The organism is Burkholderia sp. E168m22, assembly GCF_001319805.1.
Lineage (GTDB): Bacteria > Pseudomonadota > Gammaproteobacteria > Burkholderiales > Burkholderiaceae > Burkholderia > Burkholderia orbicola.
Window position 1 is genome coordinate 41688 of the sequence record NZ_BBSK01000013.1, and the last position, 19608, is coordinate 61295.

Annotated in this window: 17 protein-coding genes; 16 read left to right on the top strand and 1 reads right to left on the bottom strand. The window is 66.3% G+C overall.

The window, feature by feature from the left end:
- Positions 1–8 precede the first annotated feature (8 nt).
- From hpnJ to AP428_RS03215, 16 genes are all read left to right on the top strand, one after another.
- On the top strand, positions 9–1451 hold the full coding sequence (hpnJ, locus tag AP428_RS03140; protein ID WP_374105011.1) for a hopanoid biosynthesis associated radical SAM protein HpnJ: 1443 nt from the start codon (positions 9–11) through the stop codon (positions 1449–1451).
- A gap of 3 nt (positions 1452–1454) precedes the next feature.
- On the top strand, positions 1455–2339 hold the full coding sequence (hpnK, locus tag AP428_RS03145; protein ID WP_054927559.1) for a hopanoid biosynthesis-associated protein HpnK: 885 nt from the start codon (positions 1455–1457) through the stop codon (positions 2337–2339).
- Entirely contained in the window at positions 2336–3385 is a 1050-nt protein-coding gene (locus tag AP428_RS03150) for a lysylphosphatidylglycerol synthase domain-containing protein (RefSeq protein ID WP_054927560.1), read from the top strand. The genes hpnK and AP428_RS03150 overlap by 4 nt, the downstream gene beginning before the upstream one ends.
- Positions 3386–3473: 88 nt before the next feature.
- Positions 3474–4028, top strand: coding sequence for a hypothetical protein (locus AP428_RS03155; protein WP_006488732.1), 555 nt, complete (start codon positions 3474–3476; stop codon positions 4026–4028).
- A 363-nt stretch (positions 4029–4391) separates the two neighbouring features.
- A complete protein-coding gene (locus tag AP428_RS03160; protein ID WP_011544981.1) occupies positions 4392–5081 on the top strand; it encodes an ABC transporter permease in 690 nt (229 codons plus the stop codon).
- On the top strand, positions 5078–5791 hold the full coding sequence (locus AP428_RS03165) for an ABC transporter permease (protein ID WP_006476443.1): 714 nt from the start codon (positions 5078–5080) through the stop codon (positions 5789–5791). The genes AP428_RS03160 and AP428_RS03165 overlap by 4 nt, the downstream gene beginning before the upstream one ends.
- Before the next feature lie 20 nt (positions 5792–5811).
- Entirely contained in the window at positions 5812–6612 is an 801-nt protein-coding gene (locus AP428_RS03170) for an ABC transporter ATP-binding protein (protein WP_006488736.1), read from the top strand.
- 22 nt (positions 6613–6634) lie between these two features.
- Entirely contained in the window at positions 6635–7675 is a 1041-nt protein-coding gene (locus tag AP428_RS03175) for a GlxA family transcriptional regulator (RefSeq protein ID WP_011544983.1), read from the top strand.
- 776 nt (positions 7676–8451) lie between these two features.
- Positions 8452–9702, top strand: coding sequence for an IS256 family transposase (locus tag AP428_RS03180; protein WP_054927561.1), 1251 nt, complete (start codon positions 8452–8454; stop codon positions 9700–9702).
- Between the two features lie 334 nt (positions 9703–10036).
- Positions 10037–11269, top strand: coding sequence for an aspartate aminotransferase family protein (locus AP428_RS03185; RefSeq protein WP_054927562.1), 1233 nt, complete (start codon positions 10037–10039; stop codon positions 11267–11269).
- Between the two features lie 30 nt (positions 11270–11299).
- Positions 11300–12367 carry an arginine/ornithine succinyltransferase subunit alpha gene (aruF, locus tag AP428_RS03190; protein ID WP_011544986.1) on the top strand — a complete coding sequence of 356 codons (1068 nt, stop codon included), beginning with the start codon at positions 11300–11302 and terminating at the stop codon, positions 12365–12367.
- Entirely contained in the window at positions 12364–13395 is a 1032-nt protein-coding gene (gene astA, locus AP428_RS03195; RefSeq protein WP_011544987.1) for an arginine N-succinyltransferase, read from the top strand. The genes aruF and astA overlap by 4 nt, the downstream gene beginning before the upstream one ends.
- A gap of 7 nt (positions 13396–13402) precedes the next feature.
- Complete coding sequence (gene astD, locus AP428_RS03200) at positions 13403–14866, top strand: succinylglutamate-semialdehyde dehydrogenase (RefSeq protein ID WP_054927563.1); 1464 nt, start codon at positions 13403–13405, stop codon at positions 14864–14866.
- Positions 14867–14880: 14 nt separating this feature from the next.
- Positions 14881–16221: an N-succinylarginine dihydrolase gene (gene astB, locus AP428_RS03205; protein ID WP_011544989.1), complete on the top strand. Its 1341-nt coding sequence runs from the start codon at positions 14881–14883 to the stop codon at positions 16219–16221.
- 7 nt (positions 16222–16228) lie between these two features.
- Positions 16229–17257, top strand: coding sequence for a succinylglutamate desuccinylase (astE, locus tag AP428_RS03210; RefSeq protein ID WP_011544990.1), 1029 nt, complete (start codon positions 16229–16231; stop codon positions 17255–17257).
- A 355-nt stretch (positions 17258–17612) separates the two neighbouring features.
- The gene (locus tag AP428_RS03215) at positions 17613–18407 is read left to right on the top strand and encodes an ABC transporter substrate-binding protein (RefSeq protein ID WP_011544992.1); all 795 of its coding nucleotides are present in this window, start codon (positions 17613–17615) and stop codon (positions 18405–18407) included.
- A 99-nt stretch (positions 18408–18506) separates the two neighbouring features.
- Here the strand turns inward: AP428_RS03215 and AP428_RS03220 are convergent.
- Positions 18507–19608: HDOD domain-containing protein (locus tag AP428_RS03220; RefSeq protein WP_054927564.1), on the bottom strand; the 1102-nt coding region annotated here is incomplete at its 5' end.

Here is a 19608-nt window from a genome sequence, read left to right on the forward strand (position 1 = left end):
AACAAACTATGCAGGCTACCGGAGCATTCATGAAAACGCTGTTCTTGCAGGCCCCTTCGTATGACGGCTTCGACGGCGGAGCCGGCTCGCGCTATCAGGCGAAGCGCGAAATCCGTTCCTTCTGGTATCCGACCTGGCTCGCGCAGCCGGCCGCGCTCGTGCCGGGCAGCCGCGTCGTCGATGCGCCGGCCGACGGCCTGTCGGTCGAGGAAACGCTGAAGATCGCCAACGACTACGATCTCGTGATCATCCACACGAGCACGCCGTCGTTCCCGACCGACGCGATGTTCGCGCAGGATCTGAAAAAGATGAAGCCGTCGATGCTGGTCGGCATGGTCGGCGCGAAGGTGATGGTCGATCCGCACAACTCGCTCACGGCGAGCGAGGCGATCGACTTCGTGTGCCGCGAGGAATTCGACTACACCTGCAAGGAGCTCGCCGAAGGCAAGCCGTTCCCCGAGATCAAGGGCTTGAGCTGGCGCGCGAAGGACGGCTCGATCGAGCACAACGAAGCGCGTCCGATCCTCGAGAACATGGACGAACTGCCGTTCGTCGCGCCCGTCTACAAGCGCGACCTGAAGATCGACAACTACTTCATCGGCTACCTGAACTACCCGTACGTGTCGATCTACACGGGCCGCGGCTGCAAGTCGCGCTGCACGTTCTGCCTGTGGCCGCAGACGGTCAGCGGCCATCGCTACCGCACGCGCTCGGTCGAGAACGTGCTCGCGGAAGCGAAGTGGATTCGCGACAACATGCCGGAAGTGAAGGAACTGATGTTCGACGACGACACCTTCACCGACGACCTGCCGCGCGCCGAAGCCATCGCCATCGGCCTGGGCAAGCTCGGCATCACGTGGTCGTGCAACGCGAAGGCCAACGTGCCGTACAAGTCGCTGAAGATCATGAAGGAAAACGGCCTGCGCCTGTTGCTGGTCGGCTTCGAATCGGGCGACGACCAGATCCTCGTGAACATCAAGAAGGGCGTGCGCACCGATTTCGCGCGCCGCTTCAGCGCGGACTGCAAGAAGCTCGGCATCAAGATCCACGGCACCTTCATCCTCGGCCTGCCGGGCGAGACGCAGGAAACCATCAAGAAGACGATCGAGTACGCGAAGGAAATCAATCCGCACACGATCCAGGTGTCGCTCGCCGCGCCGTATCCGGGCACGACGCTGTACAAGCAGGCCGTGGAAAACGGCTGGATGGAAGAGAACAAGACCATCAACCTGGTCAGCAAGGAAGGCGTGCAGCTTGCGGCGATCGGCTATGCGCACCTGTCGCGCGACGAGATCTATCACCATCTCGAGCAGTTCTATCGCCAGTTCTACTTCCGTCCGTCGAAGATCTGGGAAATCGTGCGCGAGATGCTGACGAGCTGGGACATGATGAAGCGTCGCCTGCGCGAAGGCGTCGAGTTCTTCCGCTTCCTGCGCGCGCACGAGGCGTAATCCGTGACGACGCAGCGGGCGGCGCGGGCGCTGATCTTCACCGCGGACGACTTCGGGCTGCACCCGCGCGTCAACGCGGCGGTCGAGCGCGCGCACCGCGACGGCGTGCTGAACGCCGCCAGCCTGATGGTCGGCGCCCCCGCCGCGCAGGATGCGATCGAACGCGCCCGGCGGCTGCCGTCGCTCGCGGTCGGCCTGCATCTGGTGCTCGCGGACGGGCCGGCCACGCTGCCCGCGCATGAGATTCCCGCGCTCGTCGGGCCCGACGGGCGCTTCGGCGACGCGATGGCGAAGGACGGCTGTCGCTTCTTCTTCCTGCCGCACGTGCGCGCACAGTTGCGCCGCGAGATCCGCGCGCAGTTCGACGCGTTCGCGGCGAGCGGCCTGCCGCTCGACCACGTGAACGCGCACAAGCATTTCCACCTGCATCCGACCGTGCTGTCGATGATCATCGAGATCGGCCGCGACTACGGGCTGCGCGCGGTGCGGCTGCCGTACGAAACGAGCGCGCCGGCGCTGCTCAAGCCGTGGATCGCGCTGGTGCGCGCGCGGCTCGACCGCGCGGGGCTCGCGCACAACGACTACGTGGTTGGCATCGAGCACACGGGCGCGATGGACGAGGCCGTGCTGCTCGATGCGCTCGCGAAGCTGCCGTCGGGTGTCGGCGAGATCTACTGCCATCCGGCCGAGGCCGGCGACGGACCGATCACGCCGACGATGGCCGGCTACCGGCCGGTCGACGAACTGGATGCGCTGCTGTCGCCGCGCGTCGCGGCCGCGCTGAAGGCGGCGGGCGTCGCGACCGGCGGCTTTGCCGATGTATTCGGCGAGCCTGCGGCCCGACGCGGCGCGCACGCGTCGCGCGCACCGGGAGCGCAGCCGTCATGAGCAAGTGGATCAAGTGGCTCGGCTGGCCGATCGGCATCGGCATCCTGCTCGCGCTGGGGCTGCACGAAGGCGTCGGCGACGTGTCGCAGATGCTCGCGCGCGCCGGCTATGCGCTGCTGTGGCTCGTGCCGTTCCACGCGCTGCCGCTGCTGCTCGATGCGTATGCCTGGCACCAGCTGCTCGACCGGCGCAGTTCGCTGCCGTTCCTGTGGTGGATCGCGACCGTGCGCGAGGCCGTGAACCGGCTGCTGCCCGTGGTGGGGATCGGCGGCGAGATCGTCGGCATCCGGCTCGCGCGCTGGCAGGTGCCCGACGCGAGCCGCGTGACCGCGTCGGTGATCGTCGAGGTGCTTGTGACGATCGTCGTCCAGTATGCGTTCGCGGCGCTCGGCCTCGTGCTGCTGCTCGCGACGACCGACAACATGGGCGGCGGCACGATCGCCCTCGCGCTGCTGCTGACGCTGCCGTTGCCGGTGCTCGGCGTGGTGCTGATGCGGCGCGGCGGCATCTTCCATGCGATCGAGCGTTTCGCGGGCCGCCTGCTCGGCGATTCGCACCGGCTGCTGCAGGGCGTCGACGGCCGCCGGCTCGACGCCGACATCGATTCGCTGATGTCGCGCACGGGCCTGCTGTTCAGCGCCTTCTTCTGGCAACTGGCCGGCTACGTGCTCGGTGTGCTCGAGATCTACTGGGCGCTTGCGTTGCTCGGCCATCCGGTGTCGATCGGCGGCGCGATCGCGATCGAGGCGATGACGCAGGCGGTGCGGCATGCGGCGTTCATGGTGCCGGGCGGGCTTGGCGTGCAGGAAGCGACCGTCGTGCTGCTCGCGCAGATGTTCGGCGTCGATCGCGAGACGGCGCTGTCGCTCGCGGTGGTCAAGCGTGGGCGCGAGGTGCTGTTCGGCTGCCTCGCGCTCGGCTCGTGGCAGCTTGCCGAACTGGTGCGCACGCGCCGCCGGCTGGGCGCACCGCTGGCCGGGCCGCGTACGGCGCCGCCGGCGAACCGGGCGTCCGAAACCCGGACCGAAACCGAAACGACGCATTGAACACGGGACGGGCTGCACGGCCCGTCTCGCGCTTTTGGCGTCGCGCGGGTATCCTTGCCGCGTGTTTTCTCGACGCGCAACTCTTCCGATGATTTTTCGTTTCCGGCTGCTTTCCGTGACGATGCTGGCCGCTGCGCTGGCGCTGACCGGTTGCGACGACCAAGGCCATCTCGACGTGCAACGTATCAGGGACTTCTTCAACGCGATCAAGCCCGCGCCGCTGTTGCTGAAAGGGCTGAAGGTCGGCGAATCGACCGAGGCCGACGTGCGCGGCACGATGGGCAAGCCCGAGACCGAGCGCACGTTCACCGACGGCTCGAAGCGTCTCGAGTATCCGCGCGGCCCGATGGGCAACCAGACGTGGTTCGTCGATCTCGATGCGAACGGGCGCTACACGGGCGCGACGCAGGTGCTGACCGCCGAGAATTTCGCGAAAGTGCGCCCGGGGATGGACGAGGACGAGGTGCGGCGGCTGCTCGGCAAGCCCGGCGACATTGCGCAATATCCGCTGAAGCCCGAGACGGTCTGGAGCTGGCGCTGGCTCGAGGACGGCGTCAACACTGACGCGTTCTTCAACGTCCATTTCGGCCCGGACGGGCTCGTTTATACGACCTCGCGCTCCGACATCCTGAAAGGGCGCTGACGTTCACGCGCGGCGTTTCTTCAGCCAGTCGCGCAGCGCGTCGCGGGCATGAGCGAGCGATTGTGTGGCGTGGGCCTGGACCTGCCCATTCGGCCGGACGGCCAGCCCGGCGCTATATCGAAAAAGCGACCGGAAAATTGCAAAAAACCCGCTTCCCGGCGCGTCATCCGACTGTCAGGAAGCGGGTTTTTTCCTTTTGAAACAGCGGTGTAGGCCGTGCGCAGAAATGGTGGGACGAATTGTTGCGACGCAGCAATCGCGCGCACGGTGATTTGAGGCAATCAATTTCGCTTGCGACTATCCGCGTCACCCCGGCGCGGGACAGGCTGTCGCGTCGGCATTCATTCAACTCTGGAGACGCGCGTGTTCCTTTACGGCTTTGGTCCCGTCCTCTGGGCCGGCACCGTGCAGACCATCGAGCTGTCGGTGCTGTCGCTCGCCACTGCGGTGGCGCTGGGGCTGATCGGCGCGGTGGCGAAGCTGTCGCACAACCGGGTGCTGCGAGCGATCGCGACCGGTTATACGACGCTGATCCGCTCGGTGCCCGATCTCGTGCTGATGCTGCTGCTGTTCTACAGCATCCAGATCTGGCTGAACCAGTTCACCGACCTCGTCGGCTGGAACCAGATCGACATCGATCCGTTCGTGGCCGGCGTGCTGACGCTTGGCTTCATCTACGGCGCGTACTTCACCGAGACGTTTCGCGGCGCGTTCCTGTCGGTGCCGCGCGGCCAGCTCGAAGCCGGCTCGGCTTACGGGATGAGCGGCGCGCGTGTGTTCGTGCGGATCATGTTTCCGCAGATGATGCGCTTCGCACTGCCGGGCATCGGCAACAACTGGCAGGTGCTCGTGAAGGCGACCGCGCTGGTGTCGATCATCGGTCTCGCGGACGTCGTGAAGGCCGCGCAGGACGCCGGCAAGAGCACGTTCAACATGTTCTTCTTCATCCTCGTCGCGGCGCTGATCTATCTCGCGATCACGACCGTCTCCAACCTCGTGCTGATCCAGCTCGAGAAGCGTTATTCCATGGGCGTGCGGCACGCAGAACTATGATCGAGATCCTCCAGGAATTCGGCAAGGCGTTCCTTTTCTGGGACGGCCAGCGCCTGTCTGGCCTCGCGGTGACGCTGTGGCTGCTCGTCGCATCGATTTCGCTCGGCTTCGTGTGCGCGGTGCCGCTCGCGGTCGCGCGCGTGTCGAGGAACAAGTGGGTGTCGATGCCCGTGCGGTTCTACACGTACGTGTTCCGCGGCACGCCGCTCTACGTGCAGTTGCTGCTGATGTACACGGGCATGTACAGCCTCGAGTTCGTGCGTTCGCACTCGCTGCTCGACGCGTTCTTCCGCAGCGGTTTCAACTGCGCGATTCTTGCGTTCGCGCTGAACACCTGCGCGTACACCACCGAGATCTTCGCCGGTGCGATCCGCGCGATTCCGCACGGCGAGGTCGAGGCGGCGCGCGCGTACGGGATGTCGCCGTTCACGATGTACCGCCGCGTGATCCTGCCGTCGGCGCTGCGTCGCGCGCTGCCGCTGTACAGCAACGAGGTGATCCTGATGCTGCACGCGACGACGGTCGCGTTCACCGCGACCGTGCCGGACATCCTGAAGGTCGCGCGCGACGCCAATTCCGCGACCTACATGGCGTTCCAGTCGTTCGGAATCGCCGCGCTGATCTATCTTGCGGTATCGTTCGCACTCGTCGCGGCGTTTCGCCGCGCGGAGCGCCACTGGCTCGCGTACCTCGCGGCCGCCCGTCATTGAATTACTTCGAGGAGAGCCAGTTGGCCGAGATCACCCAAACGAGCGCGTCCGCTTCCGTCAAGCTGGCCGCGGTCGACATTCACAAGCGCTATGGCGACAACGAGGTGCTCAAGGGCGTGTCGCTGAACGCGAAGGCTGGTGACGTCATCAGCATCATCGGCGCGAGCGGCTCGGGCAAGAGCACGTTCCTGCGCTGCATCAATTTTCTCGAGCGGCCGAATGCGGGGCAGATCGTCGTCGACGGCGAGGCCGTGCGCACCAAGACCGATCGCGCCGGCGCGCTCGAAGTCGCCGATCACAAGCAGTTGCAGCGCATTCGCACGAAGCTTGCGATGGTGTTCCAGCACTTCAACCTGTGGGCGCACATGAACGTGCTCGAGAACGTGATGGAAGCGCCCGTGCACGTGCTCGGCATTTCGAAGAAGGAAGCCGAGGAGCGTGCACGCGAGTATCTCGAGAAGGTCGGTTTGCCGCCGCGCGTCGAGAAGCAGTATCCGTCGCATCTGTCGGGCGGCCAGCAGCAGCGCGTGGCGATCGCCCGTGCGCTGGCGATGCATCCGGACGTGATGCTGTTCGACGAGCCGACCTCCGCGCTCGATCCGGAACTGGTGGGCGAAGTGCTGAAGGTGATGCAGAAGCTGGCCGAGGAAGGCCGCACGATGATCGTCGTCACGCACGAGATGGGCTTCGCGCGCAACGTGTCGAACCACGTGATGTTCCTGCATCAGGGGCGGACCGAGGAAGAGGGCGATCCGAAGGAAGTGCTGGTGCGCCCGCAGAGCGAGCGGCTCAAGCAGTTCCTGTCGGGCAGCCTCAAGTAACGCGACAGGGCAGGTTTCAACCGTGGTACCGGTGTCTCGTCCCGCAGGCGCCACCCGCACGACGCAGGTGGCGATCGTTGCATTGCCGCCCGTGTCGATGTCGGGCGTGGGGCCGATCGTCGATGCGCTGAATCTCGCGAACGAGATCGACGGGCGGCTCCTGTACCGCTGGCAGGTGTGTTCGTGGGACGGGCGGCCGGTGCCGCTCGCGGGCGGCGCGCAGTGGCATGCCGATGCGGCGTTCAACGATGCGATCGCGTGCGACTGGTTGATCGTCGTGTCCGAACGGTTTCAGCAGTTTGCCGATTACCGGTTGTTTCTCGCGAGTCTCGCGCGGGTCGGGCAGCGTACGCCGGTCGTGACGGGTATTCACCACGGCGTGTGGTGGCTCGCGATGGCGGGCCAGCTTTCCGGGTATCGCGTGAGCGTGAACTGGGAGACGTATCAGCAGTTCGCCGAGCAGTTCGAGCGGTCGATCGTCACGCAGCAGATCTTCGAGATCGATCGCGATCGGGCGACCTGTGCCGGTGGGCAGGCGACCGTCGATTTCATGCTGGCCATGATTGGCCGGGAACATGGGGCGGATCTCGCGGAGCGGATTGCCGATGCGCTGGGAGCCGGCACACTGCGCAGCGGCGAGGAGCGGCAGAGGATTCCTTTTGTTACTGCTCCGGGGGAGCGGCATCCTCGGTTGAATGACGCGTTGCTCTTGATGGAAGCCAATGTCGAGGATCCGCTTACTACCGATGAGATCGCCGGATTGGTCGGCGTTTCGCGCCGACAGTTGGAGCGGCTCTTTCGGCAGTATCTCGGGGCGATGCCCTCCAAGTATTACCTCAATCTTCGGTTGCTCAAGGCTCGGACGCAGTTGCAGCGGACCAGCAAGTCGGTTGTTCAGGTTTCTCTCGCTTGTGGGTTCTCTTCTGCTGCGCACTTCTCCAACGCTTACCGCGAAAGGTTTGGGGTTACGCCTCGGGAGGATCGAAGAGCGTGGCTCGAGAAGCAGACCGGCGGGGGCAGTGAGCCTCGGGGTGGGGCGCTCGTCGAGCGCGGGAAAGATTGAGGTTTGGGTTTGGTTTGTTTGGTGGTTTGCTCGCGGTTGGCGTGAAGCACCTGTGATCGTGTCGGTCTATTAGCGTCGCCCCTGCGCGGGGCAGCGGTCACTTTTCTTTGTCTTGCCAAAGAAAAGTAACCAAAAGAAAGGCGCTCGGATATCGCATGACTTACCGGTGCCATGGCGCCCCGAGTGGTCCGCACAAAAGTGTCCGCGCCAGTCAGGAATCCGGAGTGGTTCGAGCAATGGTTCTGACACCACTCGCTACCCCGCGGAGTGGTATACCGTCCGCTAGCTCCATCCTCGCTGCGCTCGGCTGCAAGGTACTTCAGGGCGGGTGGTTACGTTCGTGCTTCCTCCATCAGATGTCGGCAGCCAGGCACTTTTTCTGTGTTCCCCCTTTGAGTGACCGATCGTTTGACGATTGATTTTTCGTGACGACGATATGTTTGCGCCCCGCATTTTTCTCGCGGGGCAAAGCAGCGAATTCCGTTAATTGAAAGTACGGCGGGTCCCTTGCGAGGGAGGTGAAGTCGGAATTGGTGGGGATGGACCTGTCGGCCGAGCGAAGCGAGGACGGAGCTAGGGGGCGGTATACCGCTCTGTTGCGTAGGCAGCGGTGTCAGAACCATTGCTCGAACCACTCCGGATTCCTGACTGGCGCGGACACTTTTGTGCGGACCACTTTGTTGGCGATGGCACCGGGAGGTCATGCGATATCCGAGCGCCTTTGGGCCTGTCAGGAATTTTGTGTTTAAGGCATAACATGCTCCCAAGGAGAGTTTATGCCTCGCAAACCGAAAGCCCAGCCGGCGGCTCTGCCGGCGATTCCGGCCGGGCTGCTTGAGCAGTTCGGCAACGGTCCGATGACGGCTGAAGCCATCAATGCCGCAACGCTGGCGCTCAAGAAGGCGCTGATCGAACGGGCACTGGGCGGCGAGATGAGCCATCATCTCGGCTACCCACCCGGTGCTGCCAAGCCGTCCAACGCCACGAATCAGCGCAACGGCAAAGGGGCCAAGACGGTTCTGACCGAAGACGGTCCGATCCGTATCGAGGTGCCGCGTGACCGCGATGGCAGCTTCGAACCCATCCTGATTCCCAAGCACGAACGGCGCTTCACGGGCTTCGACGACAAGATCGTCGCCATGTATGCCCGAGGCGTGACCGTACGCGAGATCCAAGGCTTCCTGCTGGAACAGTACGGTACTGAGGTCTCGCCCGACTTCATCAGCTCGGTCACCGACGAGGTCATGGCCGAAGTAACCGCCTGGCAGGCCCGGCCGCTCGAGCCAATGTATCCGGTCGTGTTTTTCGACGCACTGCGGGTCAAGATTCGCGAAGACGCCGTCGTGCGCAACAAGGCGGTGTACCTCGCGCTGGGCGTGCTGCCCGATGGCACGCGGGAGATCCTGGGCCTGTGGATCGAGAATACCGAGGGGGCCAAATTCTGGATGAAGGTATTCAACGATCTGAAGACGCGCGGTGTTCACGACATCCTGATCGCCGTCACGGACGGTCTGAAGGGCATGCCCGAAGCGCTGGCAGTGGTGTTTCCCGCCACGACGCTGCAAACCTGCATCGTCCATTTAATCCGCAACAGCCTCGATTACGCCAGTTGGAAGGACCGCCGAGGATTGGCCGCCGCGATCAAACCGATCTACGCCGCTCCCAGCGCGGAAGCCGCTCAGGCTGAACTCGATGCGTTTGCGAATGGCCCGTGGGGCCAGAGATTCCCGACCGTCAGCAGCGCGTGGCGCAACGCCTGGGATCGCGTGATCCCGTTCTTTGCGTTTCCGCCGGGTGTGCGCAAGATCATCTACACGACGAACGCGATTGAAAATATCAACTCGCAGTTGCGCAAGATCATCAAGACCCGTGGTCACTTCCCGACCGACGAGGCCGCCACCAAACTCATCTGGCTGGCCTTGCGCAACATCACCGCGAATTGGGGAAGTGCCGCGCATGACTGGAAGACGGCCATGAACCAATTCGCTATCCTTTACGCAGATCGATTCGTTCGGCCTTCCGTGTAATTGCTCCACCCGCCTTGAACACGGAAATCCTGACACCCCCGCGCCTTTCTTTTGGTCACTTTTCTTTGGCAAGACAAAGAAAAGTGACCGCTGCCCCGCGCAGGGGCGACGCTAATAGACCGACACGATTGCAGGTGCTTCGCGACACCGGAAGTAAGCCCCAGACAAGAGAGAAAAAGCCCCAAAATACCGACACGGCGTAGCCGCCCCCCGGCCCTAAAGGGCAAAACCAAAACCTTCCGATAGAACCCGTCGCAATTCCGCAAGACGCTTGCGTCACCCTTACCTAAACTTGATCCTGTTGAACCCTCTTACGAAACCGAAAGGAACGACCATGACGACCTCGACCGTGACCCGCCAGACATTCGACGAAGTGATGGTGCCGGTATTTTCTCCCGCCCCGTTCGTGCCGGATCGCGCAGAGGGCTCCCGCGTGTGGGACACGGCCGGCCGCGAGTACATCGATTTCGCGTGCGGCATCGCGGTCACGTCGCTCGGCCACGGCCACCCGGAACTGCTGAAGGTGCTGGACGAACAAGGCCGCAAGCTCTGGCACATCGGCAACGGCTACACGAACGAACCGGTGCTGCGCCTCGCGAAGCGCCTCGAATCGCTGACCTTCGCCGATCGCGCGTTCTTCGCAAACTCGGGCGCGGAAGCCAACGAAGCCGCACTGAAGCTCGCGCGCCGCGTCGCCTTCGACCGCCACGGCGCCGATAAGTACGAAATCGTGTCGTTCGTGCAGTCGTTCCACGGCCGCACGTTCTTCACGGTCAGCGTCGGCGGTCAGCCGAAGTACTCGGAAGGCTTCGGCCCGGTGCCGGAAGGCATCAAGCACCTGCCGTTCAACGACATCGAAGCCGCGAAGGCCGCGATCGGCCCGAAAACCTGCGCCGTGATCGTCGAGCCGGTACAAGGCGAAGGCGGCGTGATCCCCGCCGATCCGGCGTTCCTGAAGGCGCTGCGCGAAGCGTGCGACGCCAACGGCGCACTGCTGATTTTCGATGAAGTGCAAACGGGCGTGGGCCGCACCGGCCAGTTCTACGCCTACATGGACACGGGCGTCACGCCGGACATCCTGACGACCGCCAAGGCGCTCGGCAACGGCTTCCCGATCGGCGCGATGCTGACGACGAACGAACTGGCCGCGCACTTCAAGGTCGGCGTGCACGGCACGACGTACGGCGGCAACCCGCTCGCATCGGCAATCGCGGACAAGGTCGTCGAGCTGATCGGCGACCCGGCGCTGCTCGAAGGCGTGCGCGAACGCAGCGTGCGCCTGAAGGGCGCGCTGGAACGCATCAACGCGCGCTTCGGCATCTTCAAGGACGTGCGCGGCAAGGGCCTGCTGGTCGGCGCGGAACTCACCGCCGCATTCGACGGCCGCGCGAAGGACTTCGTCACCACCGCCGCCGAGAACGGCCTGATCATGCTGATCGCCGGCCCGAACGTGCTGCGTTTCGTCCCGTCGCTGGTGATCCCGTTCGACCTGCTCGACGAAGGCGTGAAGCGCTTCGAGAAAGCGGTCGAACAAGTGCTCGCGGCCCAGGAAGCCACCGCGCGCTGATCGGCGCGCCCATCGCAGACAGGAACGACGATGCTATTTGTTCGCCCCGGCAAACTCACGGATCTCGATGCGCTCGCGCACATGGCGCGCACCGCGCAGCCGGTCCTGCACTCGCTGCCGCACGACCGCGCGGCGCTCGAAGCGCGTGTGGCGCTTTCCGAGGATTCGTTTCGCGCGGACGTCGACTTCGCCGGCGAGGAGTTCTACCTCTTCGTGCTCGAGGATTCGTCGACCGGCAAGCTGCTCGGCACGGCGAGCATCGTGGCCGCGGCCGGCTACTCGGAGCCGTTCTACGCGTTCCGCAACGACGCGCTGATCCACGCGTCGCGCGAGCTGCACGTGAACCGCAAGATCCACGCGCTCACGATGTCGCACGAGCTGACCGGCAAGAGCCGGCTCGCGGGCTTCTACGTCGATCCGTCGCTGCGCGGCGACGCGGCCGCGCACCTGATCTCGCGCGCCCGGATGATGTACATCGCCGCGAACCGCCGCCGCTTCACGCCGGAAGTATTCACGCTGCTGCTCGGCGTGAGCGACGGCAACGGCGCATCGCCGTTCTGGGAAGCGGTGGGCCGCAAGTTCTTCGGCCGCGACTTCACCGACGTCGACATCGCGTCGGGCGGCCGCAGCCGCACGTTCATCGCGGAAGTGATGCCGGCCTATCCGCTCTACGTGCCGCTGTTGCCCGAAGCCGCGCAGCGCGTGCTCGGCGAGCCGAACGAAACGGCGTTGCTCGCGTACGACATCCATCTCGAGGAAGGCTTCGAGCCCGACCGCTTCGTCGACATCTTCGACGCGGGCCCGGTGCTGACCGCGCAGGTCGACCGTACCGCGTGCGTGAAGCAGGCGTCGGAGCGCGTCGTGCGCGAGGCCGCGCACCAGCAGGGCGACGTCGCGTACATGGTGTCGACCGGCAGCGGCGAATCGTTCCGCTGCGTGCTGGCCGACCTGCCGGGCGACACGGCCGATGCGGGCGGCGCCGAGGCGCCGCTGGCCGGCGACGTGCGCGCGGCGCTCGACGTGAAGGACGGCGATGTCGTGCGCTGCGTGCCGCTGCACCGCCGCGACGAGGAAGATTTGAAGGGAGACGCAGCATGATCGTCGTTCGGGTCGTACAAACGGGCGACGTCGACGCGCTCGTGTCGCTCGCGCAGGAAACCGGGCCGGGCCTGACCACGTTCAAGCCCGACCGCGACGCGCTCGCCGCGCGCATCGAACGCTCGCGCCGCACGCTCGAAGGCCGGGCCGCGCCGGGCGAAGCCGGCTACTTCTTCGTGATGGAAGAATCGAAGACGGGCGACATCGCGGGCGTGTGCGGGATCGAAACGCAGGTCGGCCTCGAGCAGCCGTTCTACAACTACCGCGTGAGCACGGTCGTGCATGCGAGCCAGGAGCTCGGCGTGTGGACGCGGATGTCCGCGCTGAACATCTCGCACGACCTGACGGGTTACGCGGAAGTGTGCTCGCTGTTCCTGAGCCCGCGCTATCGCACGGGCGGCGTCGGCGGCCTGCTGTCGCGCTCGCGTTTCATGTTCATCGCGCAGTTCCGCGACCGCTTTCCGGAACGCATCTGCGCGGAACTGCGCGGCCACTTCGACGAGGACGGCACGTCGCCGTTCTGGCGCGCGGTCGGTTCGCACTTCTACCAGATCGACTTCAACGCGGCCGATTACCTGAGCTCGCACGGCCGCAAGTCGTTCCTCGCGGAACTGATGCCGCGCTATCCGGTATACGTCGACCTGCTGCCGCAGGACGCGCAGGACGCGGTCGGGCTCACGCACCGCGACACGCTGCCGGCCCGCAAGATGCTCGAAGCCGAAGGGCTGCGCTACCAGAACCACGTCGACATCTTCGACGCGGGCCCCGTGCTCGAATGCCACGTCAACGACCTGCGCACGGTGCGCGAGAGCGTCGTCGTACCGGTCGCGATCGGCGTGCCCGACGCGCGGGACGACGCCCCTCGGTCGCTGGTGTCGAACACGTCGCTGGGCGATTTCCGCGTCGGCGTCGCGCCGGGCGTGGTCGCGAACGGCGCGTTCGTGCTGTCGGCCGACGATGCCGTCGCGCTCGACGTGAAGGCCGGCGATCCGGTCCGCGTACTGCCGCTCAAAGTCAAACAGGGATAAACGAATCATGACGGAACTCTTCATCGACGGCGCCTGGGTCGCAGGCTCGGGCCCCGTCTTCGCTTCGCGCAACCCCGGCACCGACGCCGTCGCCTGGCAGGGCGAGAGCGCGTCGGCGGCCGACGTCGACCGTGCGGTCGCGAGCGCACGTCGCGCGTTCGCCGGCTGGTCGGCGCTCGACTTCGAAGCGCGCTGCGAAATCGTCAAGCGCTTCGCCGCGTTGCTCACCGAGCGCAAGGAACCGATCGCGACCGCGATCGGCCGCGAGACGGGCAAACCGCTGTGGGAAGCGCGCACCGAAGTCGCATCGATGGCCGCGAAGGTCGGCATCTCGATCCAGGCGTATCAGGAACGCACCGGCGAGAAGCGTCAGGACATGGCCGACGGCGTCGCGGTGCTGCGTCACCGCCCGCACGGCGTCGTCGCGGTGTTCGGCCCGTACAACTTCCCCGGCCACTTGCCGAACGGTCATATCGTGCCGGCGCTGATCGCCGGCAACACGATCGTGTTCAAGCCGTCGGAGCTTGCGCCGGGCGTCGCGCGCGCGACGGTCGAGGTGTGGCAGGAAGCCGGGTTGCCGGCCGGCGTGCTGAACCTCGTGCAGGGCGAGAAGGACACCGGCATCGCGCTCGCGAACCATCGGCAGATCGACGGGCTGTTCTTCACCGGCAGTTCCGATACGGGCACGCTGCTGCACAAGCAGTTCGGCGGCCGTCCGGAGATCGTGCTCGCGCTCGAGATGGGCGGCAACAACCCGCTCGTGATCGGCGAAGTCGAGGACATCGACGCGGCCGTGCATCACACGATCCAGTCGGCGTTCCTGTCGGCCGGCCAGCGCTGCACGTGCGCGCGCCGCATCTTCGTGCCGCAGGGCGCGTTCGGCGACCGCTTCCTCGCGCGCTTCGCAGACGTCACGTCGAAGATCACCGCCGACGTGTTCGACGCCGATCCGCAGCCGTTCATGGGCGCGGTGATCTCGGCACGCGCGGCCGCGAAGCTGGTCGATGCGCAGGCGCGCCTGGTCGAGCAGGGCGCGAAGCCGATCGTCGCGATGACACAGCGCGATCCGCGCCTCGGCTTCGTGAATGCGGCGATCGTCGACGTGACGGGCGTCGCGAACCTGCCCGACGAAGAGCATTTCGGCCCGCTCGCGCAGATCGTCCGCTACGCGACGTTCGATGAGGCGATCGAGCGCGCGAACGACACGGCGTTCGGCCTGTCCGCCGGGCTCTTGGCCGACGACGCGAAGGTGTGGGAGCACTTCCGCCGCACGATCCGCGCCGGGATCGTCAACTGGAACCGGCCGACCAATGGCGCATCGTCCGCCGCGCCGTTCGGCGGCACGGGCCGCTCGGGCAACCATCGCCCGAGCGCGTACTACGCGGCCGACTATTGCGCGTACCCGATGGCGTCGGTGGAAAGCACGCAACTGACTTTGCCCGCGAGCCTGTCGCCGGGCCTGCATTTCTGATCGAGGGAACGACGATGAACGCACAAGAAGCCAATTTCGACGGGCTCGTCGGCCCGACCCACAACTACGCCGGGCTGTCGTTCGGCAACGTGGCGTCGCTCAACAACGAGAAGTCGGCCGCGAACCCGAAGGCCGCCGCGAAGCAGGGGCTGCGCAAGATGAAGCAGCTCGCGGATCTCGGTTTCGCGCAAGGCGTGCTGCCGCCGCAGGAGCGGCCGTCGCTGCGCCTGTTGCGCGAGCTCGGCTTCTCCGGCAAGGACGCGGACGTGATCGCGAAGGCCGCGAAGCAGGCGCCCGAATTGCTCGCCGCGGCGAGCTCGGCGTCGGCGATGTGGACCGCGAACGCGGCCACCGTCAGCCCGTCGGCGGATACCAGCGACGGCCGCGTGCACTTCACGCCGGCGAACCTGTGCAGCAAGCTGCATCGCGCGATCGAGCACGAAGCGACGCGCCGCACGCTGTCGACGCTGTTCGCGGACCCCACGCACTTCGCGGTGCACGAAGCGCTGACCGGCACGCCGGCGCTCGGCGACGAAGGCGCGGCGAACCATACGCGCTTCTGCGCGGAATACGGCAAGCCGGGCATCGAATTCTTCGTGTACGGCCGCGCCGAATACCGTCGCGGCCCCGAGCCGAAGCGCTTCCCGGCACGTCAGACCTTCGAGGCGAGCCGCGCGGTCGCGCATCGCCACGGGCTCGCAGAGGAAGCGACGGTGTACGCGCAGCAGGACCCGGACGTGATCGACGCGGGCGTGTTCCACAACGACGTGATCTCGGTCGGCAACCGCGACACGCTGTTCACGCACGAACGCGCGTTCGTCAACAAGCAGGCGATCTACGACACGCTGACCGCCGCGCTCGACGCGCGCGGTGCGCGCCTGAACGTGATCGAGGTGCCCGACGCGGCGGTGAGCGTGAACGACGCGGTGACGTCCTACCTGTTCAACAGCCAGCTGTTGTCGCGCGCGGATGGTTCGCAGGTGCTCGTCGTGCCGCAGGAATGCCGCGAGAACGCGCGGGTCGCCGCCTATCTCGACCAGCTGGCGGCCGGCAACGGCCCGATTCACGACGTGCTCGTGTTCGACCTGCGCGAAAGCATGAAGAATGGCGGCGGCCCGGCGTGCCTGCGCCTGCGCGTCGTGCTGAACGACGCCGAGCGCGCGGCCGTCACGTCGAACGTGTGGATCAACGACACGCTGTTCGCGTCGCTCGACGCGTGGATCGACAAGCACTATCGTGACCGCCTCGCACCGGAAGACCTCGCCGATCCGGCGCTGCTCGACGAGTCGCGTACGGCGCTCGACGAGCTTACGCAGATCCTGCGCGTCGGTTCGCTGTATGACTTCCAGCGCTGAGGCACGGATGCCGGCCGCCGCGTTGCTCGACGATTTTCTGGCGTTCACGCTCGCTGGTGACGCGCCGGCCGAACGGGACGGCGCCTGCGCGGGCGGCGCGGTGCGCTGGCAATGGCTCGGCGACGGGCTGCTCGCGTTCGAACCGGCGGCGACCGACGCCGCGGCGCGCGCGAGCGTGCTCGTGTCGGCCGGCGTGCATGGCGACGAGACCGCGCCGATCGAGCTGCTGTCGATGCTCGCGCGCGACCTCGTGGCGGGTGCGCTGCCGCTCGCGTGCCGGCTGCTCGTCGTGCTCGGCAACGTGCCGGCGATGCGCGCGGGCGAACGCTATCTCGACGATGACCTGAACCGCCTGTTCAGCGGCCGTCACGCGCAGGTGCCCGCGAGTCGCGAAGCGCCGCGCGCCGCGCAGCTCGAAGCGGCGGCATCCGCGTTCTTCGGGGCGGCGCCGGCGGGCAGCGCACGCTGGCATATCGACATGCACACGGCGATTCGCGCATCGGTGTTCGAACAGTTCGCGCTGCTGCCGCACACGGGCACGCCGCCCACGCGCGCGATGGTCGAATGGCTCGGCGATGCACGCATCGCGGCCGTGCTGCTGCATACGGCGAAGGGCAACACGTATTCGCATTTCACGGCCGAGCATTGCGGCGCGCTCGCGTGCACGCTGGAGCTCGGCAAGGTGCGTCCGTTCGGCCAGAACGACCTGACGCGCTTCGCGCCGGCCGACCGCGCGGTGCGCAAGCTCGTGTCGGGTGGGCGGGCGGAAGGCGGCGCCACGTTGCCGCGCGTGTTCACCGTCATCGACCAGATCACGAAGCAGAGCGACGCGCTCGAGCTGTTCGTCGCGGCCGACGTCGCGAACTTCACCGCGTTCACGCGCGGCACCGTGCTCGCGCAGGACGGCGACTACCGCTACACGGTGAAGCACGACGAGGAACGCATCGTGTTTCCGAACCCGACCGTGAAGCCCGGCCTGCGCGCGGGCCTGCTCGTCGTCGATACGACGCGCGACACGCTGGCCGCACTCGTCTGATCAGGGTGCGATCGTGCGGGCTGCGGCGACTCGCAGTCCGCGCATCGTCTCGCGGTCTATTCATTTTTTGCGATAACACCCGCCCGCCGCACGGCCGGCGCACGCGCCACGCTTGCGTATTTGCGACACCGTCTTGCGAGTTCGACGGGGCGCGTGGCGGCTCCCGGACGCGCAGCGCAGCATTGCATATCGGTGGCCGCTTTGCCATATCGGGTCGCGCGGATTGGTACAATCGCGGCCTTGCGGCTGTTGCGCCGCATCACGGCGCGGCATCGGCATTGTCGGTGTCATCCGACCCTGCAATGATGCATGCGCCCGTAGTTCCGGAACATTCGAGTATCGAGGAGAACACCTGATGAAGTTGGATTGGCGTAAAGTGGCCGCGCATGCGGTGGTGGCGGCATCGGCGATGGCGGCAGGCAGCGCGTTTGCCGCGGATCTGAAGGAGATCCGGTTCGGCGTCGAGGCCTCGTACGCACCGTTCGAATACAAGACGCCCGACGGCAAGCTGACCGGCTTCGACATCGACATCGGCAACGCGGTGTGCGCGAAGCTGAAGACCAAGTGCGTGTGGGTCGAGAACGACTTCGACGGCCTGATCCCGGCGCTGCAGGCGCGCAAGTTCGACGCGATCAACTCGGACATGACGATCACCGAGCAGCGCAAGCACGCGATCGCATTCACCGATCCGATCTACACGATTCCGAACCAGCTGATCGCGAAGCAGGGCAGCGGCCTGCTGCCGACCCCGCAATCGCTGAAGGGCAAGCGCGTCGGCGTGCTGCAGGGCACGATCCAGGAAGCGTATGCAAAGAAGAAGTGGGCGCCGGCCGGTGTTGAAGTCGTGCCGTACCAGACGCAGGATCTGGCGTACGCCGACCTGAAGTCGGGCCGTCTCGACGCGACCTTCCAGGATTCGGAAGCCGGCTCGAAGGGCTTCCTGACGAAGCCACAAGGCCAGGGCTTCGCGTTCGCGGGCGGCACGGTCAGCGACACCGAGATCCTCGGCTCGGGCGTCGGCTTCGGCCTGCGCAAGAACGACGCGGCACTGAAGACCGCGCTCGATCAGGCGCTGAAGGAACTGAAGGCCGACGGCACGATCGACAACCTCGCGAAGAAGTACTTCAGCGTGCCCGTCACGCTCAAGTAAGCGCATCGCTCGAGCGCACGCTGTTGTAAAGAAAACCCGGCCGCTGATGCGGCCGGGTTTTTCTTTTGGGGAGCGAAAACGCCGGACGCGCGCCGGCCGTCAGCCTGGCTGCGCGGGAAAGAACCGCCCCAGCTCGCGCGCGAGTTCGTTGAGCACGGCCATCTCCTGCTGCGAGATCTTGCGTGCGGGTTGCGCGCCGGCCCAGTCGCCGTACAGCAGCGCGACGCTCGTCGTGCCGACGCGCACGGGCAGCAGCACGAATGCGCGCGTGTCGTCGAACGCATCGAGATACCACGCGGGCAGGCGCTTCATCATCTTCGGCTCCTGCGCCTGCTCGATGAAGATGCCGACCGAGTTCGAGATCGCGAGATGAAACACGTCCGGCTCGAAGCGTTCGTCGAAGCGCAGCCGGTCGAGCGCCGTGTCGACGCCGGGGCCGAAGCCCAGGCGCGCGGCGAACGTACCGTCGTCGTGACGCACGAACATCACGGTGCGCGTGAACGCGAGGCCGGCCAGCAGGCTTTCCGACGCGAGCGCGAGCACCGGCGTCAGCACGTGCTCGGACGGCAGCGCGCGCAGGTCGGCCAGACCGGCTTCGAGGCAGGCCTCGGGCGCGGCCTGCGCGCGTGCGATCGCATCGGCGTTCGCGCGCAGCTCGACGATCTCGCGCATCACGGTGTCGCTCGCTTCCTCGCGCGCGAGCCGTTCGGCGATCTCGACGAGCGCGTCGGATTCCATGTCGAGCTCCGCGCCGTAGTGCTGCGCGAGCGCCGCGATGCGCGCGTCGCGCTGCGGGCTCGCGGGCATGACGAGCGCGCCGGCGACGTCGGTCGAGCAGCGGCTCACCGCGCGCAGCCAGCGGATGCGGTCGGCCGGGCCGCGATCGGCCGGGCCGTCGTCTGCCGCCGGGCCCGCGTGGCGGGCGTCGCCGTCGTCGTCGAACGCGTCGGCGTGCGCCGCGTGATCTCCGTTGGCCATCCCCGCGCGGATCACGTCGGGCAGCCGCCAGCGCGCGGCGGCTTCGAGACCGATCTCGTCGAAGCCGACGCCGAGCACGTCGACGCAGGCGGCCGATTCGTCGCCGTTCAACTCGGCCGCGCGGCGGCGGATGTGATCCCATTCGTTGTCGAGATAGCAGACCACCAGCAGCTTGCCGACCTGGCGCATCAGCGTGCAGACGACGGCTTCCTCGCCCGAGCGC

Bases quoted from the DNA above. Each gene is read 5' to 3' on its own strand.
- AP428_RS03165 (WP_006476443.1), top strand. From the start codon at position 5,078: ATGATCGAGATCCTCCAGGAATTCGGCAAGGCGTTCCTTTTCTGGGAC.
- AP428_RS03150 (WP_054927560.1), top strand. From the start codon at position 2,336: ATGAGCAAGTGGATCAAGTGGCTCGGCTGGCCGATCGGCATCGGCATC.
- AP428_RS03215 (WP_011544992.1), top strand. From the start codon at position 17,613: ATGAAGTTGGATTGGCGTAAAGTGGCCGCGCATGCGGTGGTGGCGGCA.
- astA (WP_011544987.1), top strand. From the start codon at position 12,364: ATGATCGTCGTTCGGGTCGTACAAACGGGCGACGTCGACGCGCTCGTG.
- aruF (WP_011544986.1), top strand. From the start codon at position 11,300: ATGCTATTTGTTCGCCCCGGCAAACTCACGGATCTCGATGCGCTCGCG.
- astD (WP_054927563.1), top strand. From the start codon at position 13,403: ATGACGGAACTCTTCATCGACGGCGCCTGGGTCGCAGGCTCGGGCCCC.
- hpnJ (WP_374105011.1), top strand. From the start codon at position 9: ATGCAGGCTACCGGAGCATTCATGAAAACGCTGTTCTTGCAGGCCCCT.
- AP428_RS03185 (WP_054927562.1), top strand. From the start codon at position 10,037: ATGACGACCTCGACCGTGACCCGCCAGACATTCGACGAAGTGATGGTG.
- astB (WP_011544989.1), top strand. From the start codon at position 14,881: ATGAACGCACAAGAAGCCAATTTCGACGGGCTCGTCGGCCCGACCCAC.
- AP428_RS03155 (WP_006488732.1), top strand. From the start codon at position 3,474: ATGATTTTTCGTTTCCGGCTGCTTTCCGTGACGATGCTGGCCGCTGCG.
- AP428_RS03180 (WP_054927561.1), top strand. From the start codon at position 8,452: ATGCCTCGCAAACCGAAAGCCCAGCCGGCGGCTCTGCCGGCGATTCCG.
- astE (WP_011544990.1), top strand. From the start codon at position 16,229: ATGCCGGCCGCCGCGTTGCTCGACGATTTTCTGGCGTTCACGCTCGCT.